This window comes from Phytopseudomonas punonensis, from assembly GCF_900142655.1.
In the GTDB taxonomy this organism is placed as follows: domain Bacteria; phylum Pseudomonadota; class Gammaproteobacteria; order Pseudomonadales; family Pseudomonadaceae; genus Aquipseudomonas; species Aquipseudomonas punonensis.
The window spans coordinates 59,599-77,281 of the sequence record NZ_FRBQ01000007.1; the positions used below are offsets into that span (position 1 = coordinate 59,599).

Annotated in this window: 16 protein-coding genes; 11 read left to right on the forward strand and 5 right to left on the reverse strand. The window is 60.7% G+C overall.

The genetic code is table 11. The features are described 5' to 3' along the window. Positions 1-2: 2 nt before the first annotated feature. From BUC40_RS16660 to BUC40_RS16670, 3 genes are read right to left on the reverse strand one after another with little or no spacing between them, the layout of a single operon-like run. On the reverse strand, positions 3-761 hold the full coding sequence (locus tag BUC40_RS16660; RefSeq protein WP_073267298.1) for a DnaJ domain-containing protein: 759 nt from the start codon (positions 759-761) through the stop codon (positions 3-5). Position 762: 1 nt separating this feature from the next. Continuing rightward, a complete protein-coding gene (gene murU, locus BUC40_RS16665) occupies positions 763-1,434 on the reverse strand; it encodes an N-acetylmuramate alpha-1-phosphate uridylyltransferase MurU (RefSeq protein ID WP_073267299.1) in 672 nt (223 codons plus the stop codon). Then, the gene (locus BUC40_RS16670; RefSeq protein WP_073267300.1) at positions 1,431-2,456 is read right to left on the reverse strand and encodes an aminoglycoside phosphotransferase family protein; all 1,026 of its coding nucleotides are present in this window, start codon (positions 2,454-2,456) and stop codon (positions 1,431-1,433) included. The genes murU and BUC40_RS16670 overlap by 4 nt, the downstream gene beginning before the upstream one ends. A gap of 124 nt (positions 2,457-2,580) precedes the next feature. On the opposite strand from BUC40_RS16670, the gene BUC40_RS16675 reads away from it, so the two are divergent. The 11 genes from BUC40_RS16675 (at position 2,581) to BUC40_RS16725 (ending at position 16,777) form a co-directional block, all read left to right on the forward strand. Next, the gene (locus BUC40_RS16675) at positions 2,581-5,346 is read left to right on the forward strand and encodes an LPS-assembly protein LptD (protein ID WP_073267301.1); all 2,766 of its coding nucleotides are present in this window, start codon (positions 2,581-2,583) and stop codon (positions 5,344-5,346) included. Continuing rightward, positions 5,321-6,622: a peptidylprolyl isomerase gene (locus tag BUC40_RS16680; RefSeq protein WP_073267302.1), complete on the forward strand. Its 1,302-nt coding sequence runs from the start codon at positions 5,321-5,323 to the stop codon at positions 6,620-6,622. Before BUC40_RS16675 ends, BUC40_RS16680 begins: the two co-directional genes overlap by 26 nt. A gap of 149 nt (positions 6,623-6,771) precedes the next feature. Continuing rightward, a complete protein-coding gene (gene pdxA, locus BUC40_RS16685; RefSeq protein ID WP_073267428.1) occupies positions 6,772-7,770 on the forward strand; it encodes a 4-hydroxythreonine-4-phosphate dehydrogenase PdxA in 999 nt (332 codons plus the stop codon). 126 nt (positions 7,771-7,896) lie between these two features. Beyond that, positions 7,897-8,709, forward strand: coding sequence for a 16S rRNA (adenine(1518)-N(6)/adenine(1519)-N(6))-dimethyltransferase RsmA (gene rsmA / locus BUC40_RS16690; protein WP_073267303.1), 813 nt, complete (start codon positions 7,897-7,899; stop codon positions 8,707-8,709). Between the two features lie 14 nt (positions 8,710-8,723). Beyond that, a complete protein-coding gene (gene apaG / locus BUC40_RS16695) occupies positions 8,724-9,104 on the forward strand; it encodes a Co2+/Mg2+ efflux protein ApaG (RefSeq protein WP_073267304.1) in 381 nt (126 codons plus the stop codon). Next, positions 9,104-9,928, forward strand: coding sequence for a symmetrical bis(5'-nucleosyl)-tetraphosphatase (locus BUC40_RS16700; protein WP_073267305.1), 825 nt, complete (start codon positions 9,104-9,106; stop codon positions 9,926-9,928). Before apaG ends, BUC40_RS16700 begins: the two co-directional genes overlap by 1 nt. After that, a complete protein-coding gene (glpE, locus tag BUC40_RS16705; RefSeq protein WP_073267306.1) occupies positions 9,925-10,254 on the forward strand; it encodes a thiosulfate sulfurtransferase GlpE in 330 nt (109 codons plus the stop codon). The genes BUC40_RS16700 and glpE overlap by 4 nt, the downstream gene beginning before the upstream one ends. A 411-nt stretch (positions 10,255-10,665) precedes the next feature. Beyond that, positions 10,666-12,588, forward strand: a complete 1,923-nt coding sequence (locus tag BUC40_RS16710) for a PrkA family serine protein kinase (protein ID WP_073267307.1) — start codon at positions 10,666-10,668, stop codon at positions 12,586-12,588. A 64-nt stretch (positions 12,589-12,652) separates the two neighbouring features. Then, a complete protein-coding gene (locus tag BUC40_RS16715) occupies positions 12,653-13,924 on the forward strand; it encodes a YeaH/YhbH family protein (protein WP_073267308.1) in 1,272 nt (423 codons plus the stop codon). Beyond that, a complete protein-coding gene (locus BUC40_RS16720) occupies positions 13,921-15,489 on the forward strand; it encodes a SpoVR family protein (RefSeq protein WP_073267309.1) in 1,569 nt (522 codons plus the stop codon). The genes BUC40_RS16715 and BUC40_RS16720 overlap by 4 nt, the downstream gene beginning before the upstream one ends. A 55-nt stretch (positions 15,490-15,544) precedes the next feature. Continuing rightward, positions 15,545-16,777, forward strand: coding sequence for a multifunctional CCA addition/repair protein (locus BUC40_RS16725; protein WP_073267310.1), 1,233 nt, complete (start codon positions 15,545-15,547; stop codon positions 16,775-16,777). Here the strand turns inward: BUC40_RS16725 and folK are convergent. Then, positions 16,774-17,301: a 2-amino-4-hydroxy-6-hydroxymethyldihydropteridine diphosphokinase gene (folK, locus tag BUC40_RS16730; RefSeq protein WP_073267311.1), complete on the reverse strand. Its 528-nt coding sequence runs from the start codon at positions 17,299-17,301 to the stop codon at positions 16,774-16,776. The genes BUC40_RS16725 and folK overlap by 4 nt on opposite strands. Then, entirely contained in the window at positions 17,292-17,648 is a 357-nt protein-coding gene (gene folB / locus BUC40_RS16735; RefSeq protein WP_073267312.1) for a dihydroneopterin aldolase, read from the reverse strand. Before folB ends, folK begins: the two co-directional genes overlap by 10 nt. Positions 17,649-17,683: the final 35 nt, after the last annotated feature.

A 17,683-nucleotide genomic window follows, 5' to 3' on the forward strand; every position in this document is an offset into this window, starting at 1 on the left:
GCTTAGCGAAAGCCGCGGCGCTGGCGAATCAGCGCATAGGCGTTGTGCAGTTCGCGGGTCGCTTCGGTGGCTTCACGCACCTTGTCGGGCGCCGCACCGCTGCCGGCCATTTTGTCCGGGTGATGGCGGCTAAGCAGCCGACGATAAGCCTTCTTGACCTGCTGAGCATCGCTGTCCGCGGTCACGCCTAGCAGGCGCATCGCCTGTTGATAACTATCGGCGGCCGTTACCGGCGGGCCACGGCGTGGCGAATAGGCGGCACTGAGCGCTTCTTGGGCCTCGGCCGAGATACCCAGCCATTTGCCCCACAGCAAAATCTGCTCGCGCTCGGCCTGCCCGACCTTGCCATCGGCCCAGGCCATACGCCAGCAGGCGCGCAACAGCTCCTGCGCCTCACTACGACGGCGCAGCAAGGGGCCACGCAGGTTGTCCTGGCCGGTCTTGCCACGAGCAAAAGCTTCGATGGCCGCCGCTCTGCCGGCCTCGCTCATGGTCAGCCGCTGCATTTCAGCCCGGGCCTGACGAATATGTGCCTGCTGCACTACGCCGTCGCTCTTGGCCAGGCGCCCCAACATAAGAAACAACAGCATTTCATCTTGAACACCCGACGTACCGCGCAGCCGTTCGCCCAAGGCCGACCAGCCCCGCAGGCCAAGCCGACGATCCAGCACCTGACCAAGCAGGCCGCCCAACAACAAGCCGGGAATACTGGCCAGAGCAAACCCCGCCAGGGCACCAATGAGCGTCAGGGGCCAGTACATATCAGCGCGCTTCCTGCAGCAGATTTTCCACGTAGGCCAGGCGCTCGTGGGTACCAACATCCACCCAGCGCCCAGTGAAATGCTCACCACTCACCTGCTTGCTTTGCATCGCATCGCGTAGCAGCGGAGCGAGCTTGAATGCTCCAGGCTGGCAACCGGTGAACAGCTCGGGGCTGAGTACCGCAATACCGCTGTAGGTCAGGCTAGCCGCATCCGCCGCACCATCCTCGATCAAGTGATCATGCAGGCGGAAATCGCCCTGCGGGTGATGAGCGGGGTTGTCCACCAAGACCAGATGAGCTTTCGCACTCAATGGCCGGCGCAACGTGGAAAAATCGTAATCGGTGAAAATATCGCCATTCACGATCAGGAAAGGAGCATCGCCGAGCAGCGGCAATGCCTTGAAAATCCCACCGCCAGTTTCCAGCGGCTCGCCTTCGGGAGAATAACGAATGCTGACGCCAAAGCCTTCGCCGCTGCCGAGATAGTCCTCGATCTGCTGGCCGAGCCAGGCATGGTTGACCACCAGTTCGCTGAAACCGGCGCGCGCGAGTGCGCGCACGTGGTATTCGATCAGTGGCACGCCAGCGGCACGCACCAATGGCTTGGGGGTGTGCAAGGTCAGCGGCCGCAGCCGCTCGCCTTTGCCGGCGGCGAGAATCATCGCCTTCATCGAGCGGCCTCCGCGGCGTGCTTGAGCTGCGCGATCAGTTCGCCGAGCTCTGCGAGCTCAGGGCGCCTGGCGAGCACTGCCTCTATATAAACAAAGAAACGCGGCACGTCCGCCAGGTAGCGCGGCTTGCCATCGCGATGACAAATACGCGCGAAGATACCGATCACCTTGAGGTGGCGCTGCACGCCCATCAGATCGCTGGCGCGCAGAAAGTCGGCCAAATCGGCTTGCACCGGAACGCCTGCTGCACGGGCTTTATGCCAATAGCCTTCACGCCAGCCCTGTACGCGAGGCTCTGGCCAGCTGAGGAATGCATCCTTGAACAGGCTGGTGATGTCATAAGTGACCGGGCCGTAGACGGCATCCTGAAAGTCCAGCACGCCAGGGTTGGGCTCGCTGACCATCAAGTTGCGTGGCATGTAGTCGCGGTGCACCAAGACCTTGGGCTGCGCCAGGGCGCTGTCGATCAGCAGCGTACAAACGCGCTGCCAGGCTGCCTGCTGCTCGGCAGTGAAGGTCAGCCCCAGCTCACGGGCGACATACCAATCCGGGAACAACTGCAGTTCGCGGCGCAGCAATGCGTCATCGTAGTGCGGCAACGGAGTGTCCATCGGCAACTGCTGGTAGGCCAGCAATGCATCGATGGCTGGGCCGAACAGGCTGTCGGCATTGTCGCTGTCGATTACATCCAGATAGGTCTGGCGACCAAGATCACTGAGCAGCAGAAAACCTTGATCCAAGTCCGCGGCATAGATGCGCGGAACGTTGAGATCGGCCCGTGCCAGCAGATTCGCCACTTCGACGAATGGCCGGCAATTCTCTTGCGGCGGCGGTGCATCCATCACGATCAGGCTGCGGCCTGCGGCCTCCCAGCGAAAATATCGACGAAAGCTGGCGTCACTGCTGGCAGGCTGCAGAGTGGCAGGTGGCACCGCCCCCCAACCGTTGGCAGCGAACAGCGTTTGCATCTGCGGCTCGAGCCACTGTTGCAGGCATTGCAGACGTACATCTTGATCAGGCATTACAAGGGTCTCCGACGGCGCTAGCCGTTGCGCGGGTCATGCTTTATTATCCAGCATCTTTTTCAGCCCATCGAGAGGCGTGCGGCCCCTGGGCCAAAAGCGCACAGGAAGCCCGGAAAACAAGATGGCAGTAAAATACCCCGCTTTTCGTAAGAAATTCCCGCTTCTGGTAACGGGCGGCCTGTTGGCCCTACAGCCCTTCGCCAGTCCATTCGCCAGCGCTGCCGAACAGTTCGATTGCCAGGCATCGCCTACCGGCGGTTGGGCCTGTGCACCGAAATCCGGTGTGGCCAATGTGCCGTCGCGTCCGACGCACAGTGCCAACTCGGTGAGCGCTGGTACGGCTGCGACAACGGCCGCCAAGCCTGATACCAAGGCGGCGCCAACGCAAGTGACAGAAAGCGGTGGTCGCGCACTGGCCTCGCGTAGTGCCGATTACAGTCACCTCGACTGGGTGCCTCGCGAGAAGCTGACCAGCGCGCAGCTGGCGGAAATGGGCCCGGCCTGTTCCGGCGCCTATATCGAACCGACTCGCCCAGGCATGAACGACACCACGCCGATGAGCGAAGCGCCGATGTTCGTATCGGCCAAGGCTTCGCGCTATCAGCAGGACGAGCAGGTCGCGACCCTCGCAGGTGACGTAGTTGTGCGCCAGGCCGGTATGCAGGTCGAAGCCGACGAGGCCAACCTGCACCAGGCAGAAAACCGTGGCGAGCTGGTCGGCAACGTCCGCCTACGCGACAAAGGCGCCCTGGTGGTTGGTGATCGCGGCGAGCTGCAACTCGACAACGGCGAGGCGCGAATCGATAACGCCGAGTACGTGATGCACGCCGCCCATGTACGCGGCAGCGCGGCCTACGCCAAGCGCGAAGAAACCGCCATCATCCGCCTCAAAGATGGCACCTACACCAGCTGTGAACCAGGCAGCAACGCCTGGCACCTGACCGGTAACAACATCACCCTGAACCCGGCCACCGGCTTTGGCACCGCGACCAACGTCACGCTGCGGGTCAAGGATTTCCCGGTTTTCTACACGCCGTATATCTACTTCCCGATCGACGATCGTCGTCAATCTGGCTTCCTGCCGCCGAGCATCGGCACTTCCGGCAGCAACGGCCTTAGCCTGCAGACGCCTTACTACTTCAACCTGGCACCGAACTTCGATGCCACGCTTTACCCGACCTATATGGCCAAACGCGGCCTGTTCCTAGAAGGCGAATACCGCTACCTGACGCAAAACAGCGAAGGCCAAGTCGGTGGCGGTTACCTCGACGACCAGGAAGATGAACGCAAGCTGCAGTCCGGCTATAAAGATCAGCGCTGGATGTACAGTTGGCAGCACACGCAGGGGCTCAATGACCGCCTGCTGGCAGAGGTCGATTACACCGATATCAGCGATCCTTACTACTTCCAGGATCTGAAATCGGACCTGGGTGTCGAGACCTCTGATTACGTCGACCAGCGCGGTACGCTTACCTGGCGTGGCGACAGCTACACGGCGAAACTCAATGCGCATGCCTATGAGTTGGCCACCATCACTGCCGTAACGCCTTACAACCGCCTGCCGCAGATCACTCTGGACGGTAAATTGCCGGTTGAGCCAGGTGGTTTGAACTTCACCTATGGTAGCGAGCTGGTACGTTTTGATCGCGACCTGCGCAGTGGTAACTACATCGACCAGAATGGCAACGTCGAAGGTCCGTGGAACGATGCCAACGTGCAAGGCCTGGCGCGTGCTAACGGTACTCGACTGCATGTCGAGCCGGGTGTCAGCTTGCCGTTGGACTGGAGCTGGGGCTACATCAAGCCGCAGATCAAGTACCTGCAAACCAGCTACGACCTGGACCTTGATCAGCAAGGCAAGAGCACGCTGCTGGCTGATGAACAATACAGCAGCACGCAGAACCGCGGCGTCGGCCTGTTCAGCGTCGACAGCGGCCTGTACTTCGACCGCAACACTTCGCTGTTTGGCCGTGAAGCTCGTCAGACTCTGGAGCCGCGACTCTTCTACCTTTATGTACCGGAAGAAGATCAAACCGACATCCCGGTCTTCGACACAACCGAGAGCACCTTCAGCTACTCGTCGCTGTGGCGTGAAAACCGCTTTAGTGGCAAGGATCGGATCGGCGACGAGAACAAGATCTCCCTTGGCGTGACCAGCCGCTGGATCGAGCCGAACGGCTTCGAGCGTCAGCGCTTCAGTATCGGCCAGGCGTTCTATTTCGAAGACCGCAAGGTGCAGATGCCCGGCATCGATTACCGCACCCTTGACCAAGCTCAGTCTTCCGTGTCGCCCTACGCGCTCGAATACATGTACCGCTACAACCAGGACTGGCGCTTCACCTCTGATTTCAACTGGGATCCGGATACCCGCAGCACCCGTTCGGGCAGCGCCATGTTCCATTACCAGCCTGCGGATAACCCACGCAAGATCGTCAACGCGGGTTACCGTTATCGTAACGACACACTCAACTACGACGAGAGCAAGGGCCTTTGGAGCTATGGCAGCGACTACGGCACGCCTGGCAGCAGTACCTTCATCAAGGACTACTACAAGATCAGCCAGCATGACTTCTCGGTCATCTGGCCGGTTGGCCCGCAGTGGAGCCTGATCTCGCGCTGGCAGTACGACTACGGCCGCAACCGTACCCTGGAAGCCTTCGGTGGTTTCGAGTACGACAGCTGCTGCTGGAAACTACGCGTTATCAACCGTTACTGGATCGATTACGACGAGGTCAGTCTCAATCCCTCACGCAACGACAAGGCCGACACTGGCATCTTCCTGCAGATCGTCCTCAAAGGCCTGGGTGGCGTGACTGGCAACAAAGTTGAGACATTCCTCGACCAAGGCATTCAAGGTTATCGTGAACGTGAAGAACAAGCTCGCTGAGTACATGCGCCCGCTGCTGTTGGGCGCGATGTTTCTGGGTACCGCGGCACACGCCGATGTACAGCCTCTCAACCGTGTGGTCGCGATCGTCGATAACGACGTGATCATGCAAACGCAACTCGACGCCCGCGTTCGCGACGTTCAGCAGACCATCGCCAAGCGCGGCGGCGAGGTGCCGCCGGCCAATGTACTGACTCAACAGGTACTGGATCGTCTGATCCTGGAGAACATTCAGTTGCAGATGGGCGAGCGCTCTGGCATTCGCATCAGCGATGAAGAGCTCAACCAGGCCATGGCCACCGTTGCCCAACGCAACGGCATGACCATCGAGCAGTTCCGCGATGCTTTGGCCAAAGACGGTCTGTCATTCAACGATGCGCGTGACCAGATATCCCGCGAAATGATCATCAGCCGTGTGCGCCAGCGCCGTGTTGCTGAGCGCATCCAGGTTACCGAGCAGGAAGTGAAAAACTTCCTCGCCTCCGACTTGGGCAAGATGCAGCTCTCCGAAGAGTTTCACCTGGCCAACATCGTCATCCCGATTCAGGAAGACGCCAGCTCTGAAGCCCTGCAGGCTGCAGAGCGTCGTGCTCAGGACATCTATCAGCAAGCCCGACAGGGCGGCGACTTCGCCAAACTGGCGATCGCCAACTCGGCCAGTGAAACCGCGCTCGATGGCGGTGACATGGGCTGGCGCAAGGCCGCGCAACTGCCTCCGCCGTTCGACAGCATGATCAGCGCCATGAGCGTTGGCGATGTGACCGAGCCGATTCGCACTCCAGGCGGCTTTATCCTGCTCAAGGTGCTGGAGAAGCGCGGTGGCGAGGCAGCAGCCGTGCGCGAAGAAGTAAACGTACGCCACATCCTGATCAAGCCAAGCGAAATCCGTACCGACGCCGAAGCCAAGGTATTGGCCGAGCGCCTGTATCAGCGCATCCAGTCTGGTGAAGACTTTGCCGAGCTGGCGAAGAACTTCTCCGAAGACCCGGGCTCGGCACTTAACGGTGGCAGCCTTAACTGGATCGACCCCAACGCTCTGGTACCGGAATTCCGTGAAGTGATGAACAACACGGCAAGCGGTGAAGTTTCCAAGCCGTTCAAGAGCCAGTTTGGCTGGCACGTTCTGCAAGTCATGGGCCGCCGCGCCACCGACAGCAGTGAGCAGATGCGTGAGCAACAAGCACTCAACCTGCTGCGCAATCGCAAGTACGAGGAAGAGCTGCAGACCTGGCTACGCCAGATCCGTGACGAAGCCTATGTGGAAATCAAGCTGTAATCCGGCCTGATACCACCGAGAAGCCCGGCCCAGTGCCGGGCTTTTTCATGCCTGTCACGCTGAAACATCAGGGACCTAGATCGCTGTAGCAGAGACGACCCGGAGGCACCGCCTGCTAGAATTGCCCGGCCCACTCTTGAGAGATGATCATGTCAGACTGCCTGCGCTTCGCCCTGACGCCCGGAGAACCCGCCGGCATCGGCCCCGATCTTTGCCTGTTACTAGCCAGAAAGCGGCAGGCGCACGCGCTGATCTGCGTCGCCAGTACGGCACTGATGAAGGAGCGCGCAAAGGAGCTGGAGCTGGATATCCGCCTAATCGAAACCGGCCCCGACAACTGGCCAAAGCAACCAGCGCCTGCCAACAGCCTGTATGTGTGGGATACCCCACTCGGCACACCGGTCGAGACTGGCCACCTGGACCAGGCCAATGCAGCCTATGTGCTGCAGACCCTGACCCGCGCTGGTCAGGGCTGCCTGGACGGCAACTTTGCCGGCCTGATCACCGCGCCGGTACATAAAGGCATCATCAACGAAGCGGGCATCGCGTTTTCCGGGCACACCGAGTTTCTTGCCGAGCTGACCCACACCGAACAGGTGGTGATGATGCTGGCCACACGCGGCCTACGCGTTGCACTGGTTACTACGCACCTGCCGCTCAAGGACGTGGCTGACGCCATCACCACTGAACGGCTACAACGCGTGACGCGCATCCTGCACGCAGACCTACGCGACAAATTCGGTATCGCCGTCCCGCGCATTCTGGTCTGCGGCCTTAACCCGCATGCTGGCGAAGGTGGTCACCTGGGCCGTGAGGAGATCGAGGTAATCGAGCCGACGCTGCAGCAACTGCGTGAAGAAGGCCTGAATCTGATCGGCCCGCTACCTGCTGACACGCTGTTTACCCCCAAACATCTGGAGCACTGCGACGCGGTGTTAGCCATGTACCACGACCAAGGGCTGCCGGTGCTCAAGTACAAAGGGTTTGGCGCTGCCGTGAATGTCACGTTGGGCTTGCCCATCATTCGCACTTCGGTCGATCACGGCACCGCGCTGGATCTTGCCGGCACTGGCAAAATCGACTGTGGCAGCCTACAAGTCGCGCTAGAAACGGCCTATGAAATGGCGCAGAGCTGCAATAGACCGTGAACCGGACGTGATAAGCGGCGAGCGGCAACGCTCGACAGGTGTTCCCTGCTAAACTGCGCGTTTTCGCCTGATCGCTTTACGCTCTTGCTTGACGCTTGCAGCTTGAAGCCTGGAGCTGCTTTCCCGATGTCCGAGCCTTACCAACACCGCGCGCGCAAGCGTTTTGGCCAAAACTTCCTGCATGACGCCGGGGTGATTCATCGCATCCTGCGCGCCATTCACGGGCGCGAAGGCGAGCACATTCTGGAGATCGGCCCTGGCCAGGGCGCGCTGACTGAAGGGCTGCTCAATAGCGGCGCGCAGCTCGATGTGATCGAGCTCGATCTGGACCTGATCCCGATTCTGCAAGCCAAGTTCGCCGGCGAACCGCGCTTTCGCCTGAATCAGGGCGATGCCTTGAAGTTCGACTTCAACAGCCTGCAAGCAGCGCCCAACAGCCTGAGGGTGGTCGGTAATCTGCCTTACAACATCTCCACGCCGCTGATTTTCCACCTGCTGAGCAACGCTCACCTAATCCGCGACATGCACTTCATGCTGCAAAAGGAAGTGGTCGAGCGTCTGGCCGCAGGCCCGGGTGGCGGCGACTGGGGTCGCTTGTCGATCATGGTGCAGTACCACTGCCAGGTCGAACACCTGTTCAATGTCGGCCCCGGCGCCTTCAATCCACCGCCCAAGGTCGACTCGGCCATCGTGCGCCTGGTCCCGCACAAGGTGTTGCCGCACCCGGCTAAAGATCACCGCCTGCTCGAGCGTGTGGTGCGCGAAGCCTTCAATCAGCGTCGCAAAACCTTGCGCAACACCCTCAAGGCGCTGCTGCCTGCCAGCGAAATCGAAGCTGCCGGCGTCGACGGCAGCTTGCGCCCGGAGCAACTGGACCTGGCCGCCTTCGTGCGCCTGGCCGACCAGCTCGCGCTGCAGCCAGAACCTACGCTCACCTGACTTATCGAGTGCCCATGTCCGACTCTCGCTACCAGATCGATGTCAGCATCGTCACACGTTACCTGCCGGAGCAGTCACAGCCCCAGCAGAACCGTTTCGCCTTCGCTTATGACGTCACCATCAGCAACAACGGTGATCTGCCAGCGCAACTGCTGACGCGTCACTGGGTGATCACCGATGGCAATGGCCAGGTTCAGGAAGTACGCGGCGCAGGTGTTATCGGCGAGCAACCGTTGATCGCACCCGGTGACAGACATCGCTACAGCAGCGGCACCTTGTTGGCCACTCAGGTCGGCACGATGCAAGGCAGTTATCAGATGCTGGCCGATGATGGCCAGCGTTTCGATGCGCCGATCGCGCCTTTCCGCCTAGCCGTTCCAGGTGCCCTGCACTGATGGCGACTTACGCCGTCGGTGATCTGCAGGGCTGCCTGAAACCGCTGCAGTGCCTACTGGAACGTGTCGCCTTCAACCCCACGCATGACCGCCTCTGGCTGGTCGGCGACCTGGTCAATCGTGGCCCAGCGTCGCTGGAAACCCTGCGTTTTCTCTATCGCATGCGCGATGCGCTGATCTGCGTGCTGGGCAATCACGACCTGCATCTGCTTGCCGCATCGCGCAGTATCGAACGCCTGAAACGCGGCGACACCCTGCACGAAATCCTCGAAGCTCCAGACCGCGACGAGCTGCTCGACTGGCTGCGCAAGCAGAAGCTGCTGCATTACGATGAGCAACGCGACATGGCGCTGGTCCACGCCGGCATTCCCCCGCAGTGGAACATGCACAAGGCGCTGCGGCGCGCGGCAGAAGTAGAAAGCGCCCTGGCTGACGACGCACTGTTTCCAATGTTTCTGGACGGCATGTACGGTAACGAGCCGGCGCGCTGGGACAAGGAACTGCAGGGCATTACCAGGCTGCGGGTGATCACCAACTATTTCACCCGTATGCGCTTTTGCAAGGCAGATGGCACCCTAGACCTGAAAAGCAAGGAAGGCCTGGGCACTGCGCCAGCCGGCTATCTGCCGTGGTTCAGCCACAAGCAACGCAAGACACGCGGCCAGAAGATAGTCTTCGGCCACTGGGCTTCCCTTGAAGGCCGCTGCGATGAGCCAGGAGTATTCGCCCTGGATTCTGGCTGCGTGTGGGGCGGCAGCATGACCCTGATGAATATCGACAGCGGCGAATACCATCGCTGCGACTGTAGCGAGGAGGCAGAATGAGCGAGTTCAAACGCATCCCCCCGGAGCAGGCCCAGGCACTGCGTACGAGTGGCGCAGTGGTGGTCGACATCCGTGATCCACAGAGCTTTGCTGCGGGGCACATCAGCGGCTCCCTGCATCTGGACAACTACTCCCTGCCGGACTTCATCGCCAAGGCCGATATGGATGGCCCTGTGATCGTCACCTGCTATCACGGCAACTCCAGCCAGGGCGCTGCGGCCTATTTGGTCGGCCAGGGATTCTCCGAGGTGTACAGCCTTGATGGTGGCTTCGAGCTGTGGCGCACCACTTATCCTCAAGACACCGAGTCCGGCCCGTTGGAATAAATATTTTTTGCCGCCATCCCCGCGTCGATGCTGGGTTTGGTTCTCTGCGAAGCGTCGCAATGGCGCTTCGCACGGCGATTGCGCCTTGATCTCTGCGATAACCAACTATTCTTACCTCAGGCCATCCCAATTCAGGTAGCCGGCCAATCGGCCGAACGGGCCATCGGTATCACCTTCAGCAGCCAGCCAGAGCCATGCAGCACAGGGTCAGGTGGGAGAAGGCAGCCGATACGCCATGCACAGCGCGCATGGCGGCTGTCCTTAAACCTGCCACGCCACGGACAGGCCGATCTTGAGGTTCTGACTGACTACGGGGTGTTGGGGGATTCATCTCGGTAGCGCAAGCGCCGAGTCTGCATGTACCCGCTCGACCGATCCCGGCCGGCTCCAAGTATCGAGCGAGGTGAAGTCATGAGTATTTTCAGTCACTTCCAGCAACGATTCGAGGCGACCCGCCAGGAGGAGTACTCGCTGCAGGAGTACCTCGAACTGTGCAAACAGGATCGCAGTGCCTACGCGAGCGCCTCCGAACGCCTGCTGATGGCCATCGGCGAGCCGGAGCTGCTCGATACCTCCCATAATCCAAGGCTGTCGCGGATCTTTTCCAACAAGGTGATTCGCCGCTACCCCGCCTTTGCCGACTTCCATGGCATGGAAGAATGCATCGAACAGATCGTTTCCTACTTCCGCCATGCAGCTCAAGGGCTGGAAGAGAAGAAACAGATCCTTTATCTGCTGGGCCCGGTCGGTGGCGGTAAATCGTCCCTGGCTGAAAAGCTCAAACAACTTATGGAGAAAGTGCCCTTCTACGCCATCAAGGGCTCGCCGGTCTTCGAATCACCATTGGGCTTGTTCAACGCGGCAGAAGATGCCGCCATTCTTGAAGAGGATTACGGTATTTCCCGCCGTTATCTCGGCAGCATCATGTCGCCCTGGGCCAGCAAGCGCTTGGCCGAGTTCGGCGGCGATATCAGCCAGTTCCGGGTGGTTAAACTCTACCCGTCGATCCTCAATCAGATTGCCATCGCCAAGACCGAGCCCGGTGACGAGAACAACCAGGACATCTCTGCCCTGGTCGGCAAGGTGGATATCCGCAAGCTCGAGGAATACCCGCAGAACGATGCCGATGCCTACAGCTATTCGGGCGCGCTGTGCCGGGCCAACCAGGGCCTGATGGAATTCGTCGAGATGTTCAAGGCACCGATCAAGGTGCTGCATCCACTGCTCACTGCCACCCAGGAAGGCAACTACAACAGCACCGAAGGCCTGGGCGCGATCCCCTATAACGGCATCCTGCTGGCCCACTCCAACGAATCGGAATGGCACACCTTCCGCAACAACAAGAACAACGAAGCCTTCATCGACCGTATTTACATCGTCAAGGTGCCGTACTGCCTGCGTGTCAGCGACGAGATCAAGATCTACGATAAGCTGCTGATCAGCAGCTCGCTGGCCAATGCCCACTGTGCACCCGACACCCTGAAGATGCTCGCGCAGTTCTCCACCCTGTCGCGCCTCAAGGAACCGGAAAACTCCAACATCTACTCGAAGATGCGCGTGTACGACGGCGAAAACCTCAAGGACACCGACCCCAAGGCCAAGTCGATTCAGGAGTACCGCGACTCGGCCGGTGTCGACGAAGGCATGAACGGCCTGTCGACCCGCTTCGCCTTCAAGATTCTCTCCAAGGTCTTCAACTTCGACCCTCATGAGATTGCCGCCAACCCGGTGCACCTGCTCTACGTGCTGGAGCAGCAGATCGAGCAGGAACAGTTCCCCGGTGAAACCCGCGAGCGCTATCTGCGCTTCATCAAGGAATACCTGGCACCGCGCTATATCGAATTCATCGGCAAGGAGATCCAGACCGCTTATCTCGAGTCCTACAGCGAATATGGCCAGAACATATTCGACCGCTATGTGCTGTATGCCGACTTCTGGATTCAGGATCAGGAGTATCGCGACCCGGAAACCGGTGAAATCCTCAACCGCGTGGCCCTCAACGAGGAACTGGAGAAAATCGAGAAGCCGGCCGGCATCAGCAACCCGAAGGATTTCCGCAACGAGATCGTCAACTTCGTGCTGCGCGCCCGCGCCAACAACAATGGCAAGAACCCGACCTGGCTCAGCTACGAGAAACTGCGAGTGGTCATCGAGAAGAAGATGTTCTCCAACACCGAGGATCTGCTGCCGGTCATCAGTTTCAATGCCAAGGCCAGCAAGGAGGATCAACAGAAGCACAACGACTTCGTCAAACGCATGGTCGAACGCGGCTATACCGAGAAGCAGGTGCGCCTGCTGTCCGAGTGGTATCTGCGCGTACGTAAATCGCAGTAAGCGGCCTGCCGTTCAGGTCATGGCCCACGCCGTGGCCTGAGCGGGCGGTGCCCGGAGGGCTTGTATGAGCTACGTGATCGACCGTCGCCTCAATGGCAAGAACAAGAGCACGGTGAACCGCCAGCGGTTCATTCGTCGTTACCGCGACCACATCAAGAAGGCCGTGGAGGACGCCGTCAGCCGCCGCTCCATTACCGACATGGAGCACGGCGAGCAGATCAGCATTCCCGGCCGGGATATCGACGAGCCGGTGCTGCACCACGGCCGCGGCGGCAAGCAGACTGTCGTACATCCAGGCAACAAGGAGTTCGTTGCCGGTGAGCGGATTCCCCGCCCGCAGGGCGGTGGCGGCGGCCAGGGTGCCGGCAAGGCCAGCAACTCCGGCGAGGGCATGGATGAATTCGTGTTCCAGATCACCCAGGAAGAGTTCTTGGACTTCATGTTCGAGGATCTGGAGCTGCCCAACCTGGTCAAGCGCCACCTGACCGGCGCGGAAACCTTCAAGACCGTGCGCGCCGGCATCAGCAGCGAAGGCAACCCGTCACGCATCAATATCGTGCGTACCCTGCGCTCGGCCCATGCGCGGCGCATCGCCCTGTCCGGCAGCAGCCGGGCCAAGCTGCGCGAAGCGAAGGCCGAACTTGAACGGTTGCGCCGCGAGGAGCCGGACAACTTCAGCGACATCCAGCTGCTCGAGGCCGAGATCGAACGCCTCAGCGCACGCATTCACCGCATCCCGTTTCTCGATACCTTCGATCTCAAGTACAACCTGCTGGTCAAACACCCCAACCCTAGCTCCAAGGCCGTGATGTTCTGCCTTATGGACGTGTCCGGCTCCATGACCCAGGCCACCAAGGACGTCGCCAAGCGCTTCTTCATCCTCCTGTACCTGTTCCTCAAGCGTAACTACGACAAGATCGACGTGGTGTTCATCCGTCACCACACCAGCGCCAAGGAAGTCGATGAAGAAGAGTTTTTCTATTCCCGGGAAACCGGCGGCACCATCGTCTCCAGCGCACTGAAGATGATGCAGGAGATCATGGCCGAGCGTTACCCGGCCAACGAATGGAACATCTATGGCGCCCAGGCTTCCGACGGCGACAACTGGAACGACGACTCGCCGGTGTGCCGCGACATCCTGATCAAGCAGATCATGCCGTTCGTGCAGTACTTCACCTACGTGGAAATCACCCCGCGCGAGCATCAGGCGCTGTGGTTCGAATACGAGCGGGTTGCCGAGGCGTACGATGAGACCTTCGCCCAGCAGCAACTGGTATCAGCCGGCGATATCTATCCCGTGTTCCGCGAACTGTTCCAGCGGAGGCTCTCGACATGAGCAGTGCCAGCAGCAAAAAGCGCCAACCCTTGTCCACGGGCTCGGAATGGACCTTCGAGCTGATTCGCGACTACGACCGGGAAATCAGCCGACTGGCCGAGCGTTATGCGCTCGACACCTACCCCAATCAGATCGAAGTGATCACCGCCGAGCAGATGATGGATGCCTACGCCTCCGTCGGCATGCCCTTGGGCTATCACCACTGGTCATACGGCAAACAGTTTCTCAGTACCGAGAAATCCTACAGCCGCGGGCAGATGGGCCTGGCCTACGAGATCGTGATCAACTCCGATCCGTGCATTGCCTACCTGATGGAAGAAAACACCATCACCATGCAGGCGCTGGTGATTGCCCACGCCTGCTATGGGCACAACAGCTTCTTCAAGGGCAATTACCTGTTCCGCACCTGGACCGATGCCAGCTCGATCATCGACTACCTGGTATTCGCCAAGCAGTACATCACCCAATGCGAGGAGCGCCACGGCATCGATGCCGTGGAAGACCTGATCGACTCCTGCCATGCGCTAATGAACTACGGCGTCGATCGCTACAAACGCCCCTACCCCATCTCCGCCGAGGAGGAGCGTCGCCGCCAGAAGGATCGCGAAGAGCATCTGCAGCGCCAGATCAACGATCTGTGGCGCACCATCCCGAAAAGCGCGAGCAAGGCTGGTGATGGCGACAACAAGCGCTTCCCGGCGGAGCCGCAGGAAAACATCCTCTACTTCCTGGAAAAACATGCGCCGCTGCTGGAGCCCTGGCAGCGCGAAGTGATCCGCATCGTGCGCAAGATCGCCCAGTACTTCTATCCGCAGCGCCAGACCCAGGTGATGAACGAAGGTTGGGCGACCTTCTGGCACTACACGCTGATGAACGACCTTTACGACGAGGGCTTGGTGACTGACGGCTTCATGATGGAGTTTCTGCAGTCGCACACCAGCGTGGTGTTCCAGCCATCGTTCGACAGCCCCTATTACAGCGGCATCAATCCCTACGCCCTGGGTTTTGCCATGTACCGGGACATCCGCCGCATCTGCGAAGAACCCACCGAGGAGGATCGTCACTGGTTCCCGGACATTGCCGGCAGTGACTGGCTGAGTACCCTGAAATTCGCCATGACCAGCTTCAAGGACGAAAGCTTCATCCTGCAGTACCTGTCGCCCAAGGTGATCCGCGACCTGAAGCTGTTCAGCATTCTCGACGACGACCAGAAAGACGAACTCAGCGTGCCGGCCATCCATGACGAACCGGGCTATCGCACCATCCGCGAAACCCTGGCAGCCCAATACAACCTGGGCAATCGCGAACCCAATGTGCAGATCTGGAGCATCGACCGCCGCGGCGACCGCTCCCTGACTCTGCGTCACTTCCAGCACGACCGCAAACCGCTGGGCAGTTCTACCGAGGAAGTGCTCAAGCACCTGCACCGCCTGTGGGGGTTCGACATCCACCTGCAGACGCTGCAGGGCGACCGCATCGTCACCACCCAGCACGTGCCGCCCAGAAGTGACGGCGCGGCGGACGGCGATCCTCCACGCCTGGACCTGCATATTCCACCGCTCTAGGTCCGGCGACATGCTCCGGCGCAGCGGGTATCCTCTGCGCATGACGGAGACTTCTATGCACATCTACAAAGTCGGCGGCGCCGTGCGCGATCGCCTGCTCGGCCGGCCGGTGACCGAGATCGACTGGGTGGTGGTTGGTGCCACCGCCGAATCCATGCTGGAACAGGGTTATCGCCCGGTGGGGGCGGATTTCCCGGTATTCCTGCACCCGCAATCGGGCGAGGAGTATGCCCTGGCCCGCACCGAACGCAAGAGCGGTCGCGGTTACGGCGGTTTCACCTTTCACGCCAGCCCCGAGGTGACGCTAGAAGAGGACCTGATCCGCCGCGATCTGACCATCAATGCCATTGCCGAAGATCAGCAGGGCAAGCTGATCGACCCCTACGGCGGCCAGGGTGATCTGGAGGCCAGGCAACTGCGCCACGTGTCACCAGCCTTCGCCGAAGACCCGCTTCGCGTGTTGCGCGTGGCACGCTTCGCGGCACGCTACGCGCCGCTGGGCTTTAGCGTAGCGCCGGAAACCCTCGAACTGATGCGTCAGTTGGCCGAATCCGGGGAGCTGGATGCGTTGACCCCGGAACGCAGCTGGAAGGAAATTTCCCGCGCGCTGATGGAGCAGCGCCCGGACGTGTTCGTTCAGGTGCTACGCGACTGCGGCGCCCTGGCAGCCATGCTGCCTGAGGTCGACCGGCTGTTCGGCGTGCCGCAGCCCGAGGCCCACCACCCGGAAATCGACACCGGCATTCACGTGCTGGCGGTACTGCGCCAATGCGCCGAACACCAGCAGCCACTGCCCGTGCGCTGGGCCTGCCTGCTGCATGATGTAGGCAAGGGCAGGACCGACCCTGCGGACTGGCCACGCCACATCGCCCATGAACATCGCGGCATCCCGCTGATTCAGGCGGTCAACAGCCGGTGCAAGGTGCCCAAGGAGTGCCAGGAGCTGGCCGAGCTGGTAGGCGAATTTCACACCCACGCCCATCGGGCGCTGGAGTTGCGCGCCTCGACGCTGCTGGAGCTGATGCAGCGCTTCGACGTGTTCCGCCGCCCGCAACGCTTCGAGGCGTTCATCGCCGCCTGCGAAATGGATGCCCGCGGTCGTGAAGGGCTGGAACAGCGAGAATATCACCAGGCGGCTTATCTGCTAGACGCCATGCGCGCGGTCCGCGAAGTAGCCGTACAGCCGTTGCTGGAACGCGGCTACAAAGGCGCAGAACTGGGCGAAGCCCTCAACCGCGAGCGCCTTAACGCGCTCAAAGCCTTCAAGCAAGACAGAGAAAACAGCTAGGGCGACGGCAGCAACTCGGCAGGCGTCAGCTGGACGCCACGCCACTGGAAGGCCACCGGCCACAGCTGCTGCTCGATCCGCGCCTCGTCCCACAACTGAGCGAAACTGCGCCCGATTCCGGGATGCTCGACATCAGGCACCAGCAGCGCCAACGGCCTGAGTACGAAGGCATTCTTGAGGATTTCCGCCCGCGGCAGCACCAGGCCATTGAAGTTGCCGACCAGCTCGCCGTACGTCAGTACGTCGATATCCAGCGGCAGGCCCTTGCGGTCAGGTGCGTAGCGGCCGTTATCCGCCTCGATGAATTTCAGGCGACGGTCCAGCTCGGTCAGCGGCAGCGCGGTACGACCGGAAATCACCAGATTGAAGAACGGCCCGCTCTTGATGCCCACCGCCAGGCTCTCGAATACCGGCGAACAGCGCATATCGGTGACGATATCGACCAGGGCATCGAGGCCGGCAAGCAGATGCGCTTCGCGTTCGATATTGCTGCCCAGGCCGAGCAGGATTGGCGTTAGCGACATCCGCGCTCGATCTCCACACCAACACCGCCGCGGGCGGCCGGCACGGCGCCTGGTTTGGTCAGGCGCAGGCGCACCCAGGGAATGGAAAATTCGCTCATCAGCAGCGCCACCAGGCGCTCGGCGAAGGTTTCCACCAGGATGAACTGCGATTCGCTGGCAAAAGCCTGGATACGCGCCGATACCGAGGCGTAATCCAGCGCCTTGCTCAGGTCGTCATCCTCGGCTGCGGGGCGGTTGTCCCAGCCCAGCCACAGATCCAGCTGCAGGCATTGGCGAATGGTGCGCTCCCAGTCGTAGGCACCAATTACGGTGTCGACCTCCAGCCCTGCGATAAACACTGTGTCCAAGCATGCTCTCCACGGCACGACAAGCTCGCCGTACC

Coding starts and splice junctions, on each gene's coding strand:
- pdxA (WP_073267428.1), top strand. CDS start 6,772: ATGTCAGACTGCCTGCGCTTCGCCCTGACGCCCGGAGAACCCGCCGGC.
- BUC40_RS16710 (WP_073267307.1), top strand. CDS start 10,666: ATGAGTATTTTCAGTCACTTCCAGCAACGATTCGAGGCGACCCGCCAG.
- BUC40_RS16675 (WP_073267301.1), top strand. CDS start 2,581: ATGGCAGTAAAATACCCCGCTTTTCGTAAGAAATTCCCGCTTCTGGTA.
- BUC40_RS16725 (WP_073267310.1), top strand. CDS start 15,545: ATGCACATCTACAAAGTCGGCGGCGCCGTGCGCGATCGCCTGCTCGGC.
- BUC40_RS16715 (WP_073267308.1), top strand. CDS start 12,653: ATGAGCTACGTGATCGACCGTCGCCTCAATGGCAAGAACAAGAGCACG.
- BUC40_RS16700 (WP_073267305.1), top strand. CDS start 9,104: ATGGCGACTTACGCCGTCGGTGATCTGCAGGGCTGCCTGAAACCGCTG.
- BUC40_RS16720 (WP_073267309.1), top strand. CDS start 13,921: ATGAGCAGTGCCAGCAGCAAAAAGCGCCAACCCTTGTCCACGGGCTCG.
- rsmA (WP_073267303.1), top strand. CDS start 7,897: ATGTCCGAGCCTTACCAACACCGCGCGCGCAAGCGTTTTGGCCAAAAC.
- murU (WP_073267299.1), bottom strand. CDS start 1,434: ATGAAGGCGATGATTCTCGCCGCCGGCAAAGGCGAGCGGCTGCGGCCG.
- apaG (WP_073267304.1), top strand. CDS start 8,724: ATGTCCGACTCTCGCTACCAGATCGATGTCAGCATCGTCACACGTTAC.
- BUC40_RS16670 (WP_073267300.1), bottom strand. CDS start 2,456: ATGCCTGATCAAGATGTACGTCTGCAATGCCTGCAACAGTGGCTCGAG.
- folK (WP_073267311.1), bottom strand. CDS start 17,301: ATGTCGCTAACGCCAATCCTGCTCGGCCTGGGCAGCAATATCGAACGC.
- glpE (WP_073267306.1), top strand. CDS start 9,925: ATGAGCGAGTTCAAACGCATCCCCCCGGAGCAGGCCCAGGCACTGCGT.
- BUC40_RS16660 (WP_073267298.1), bottom strand. CDS start 761: ATGTACTGGCCCCTGACGCTCATTGGTGCCCTGGCGGGGTTTGCTCTG.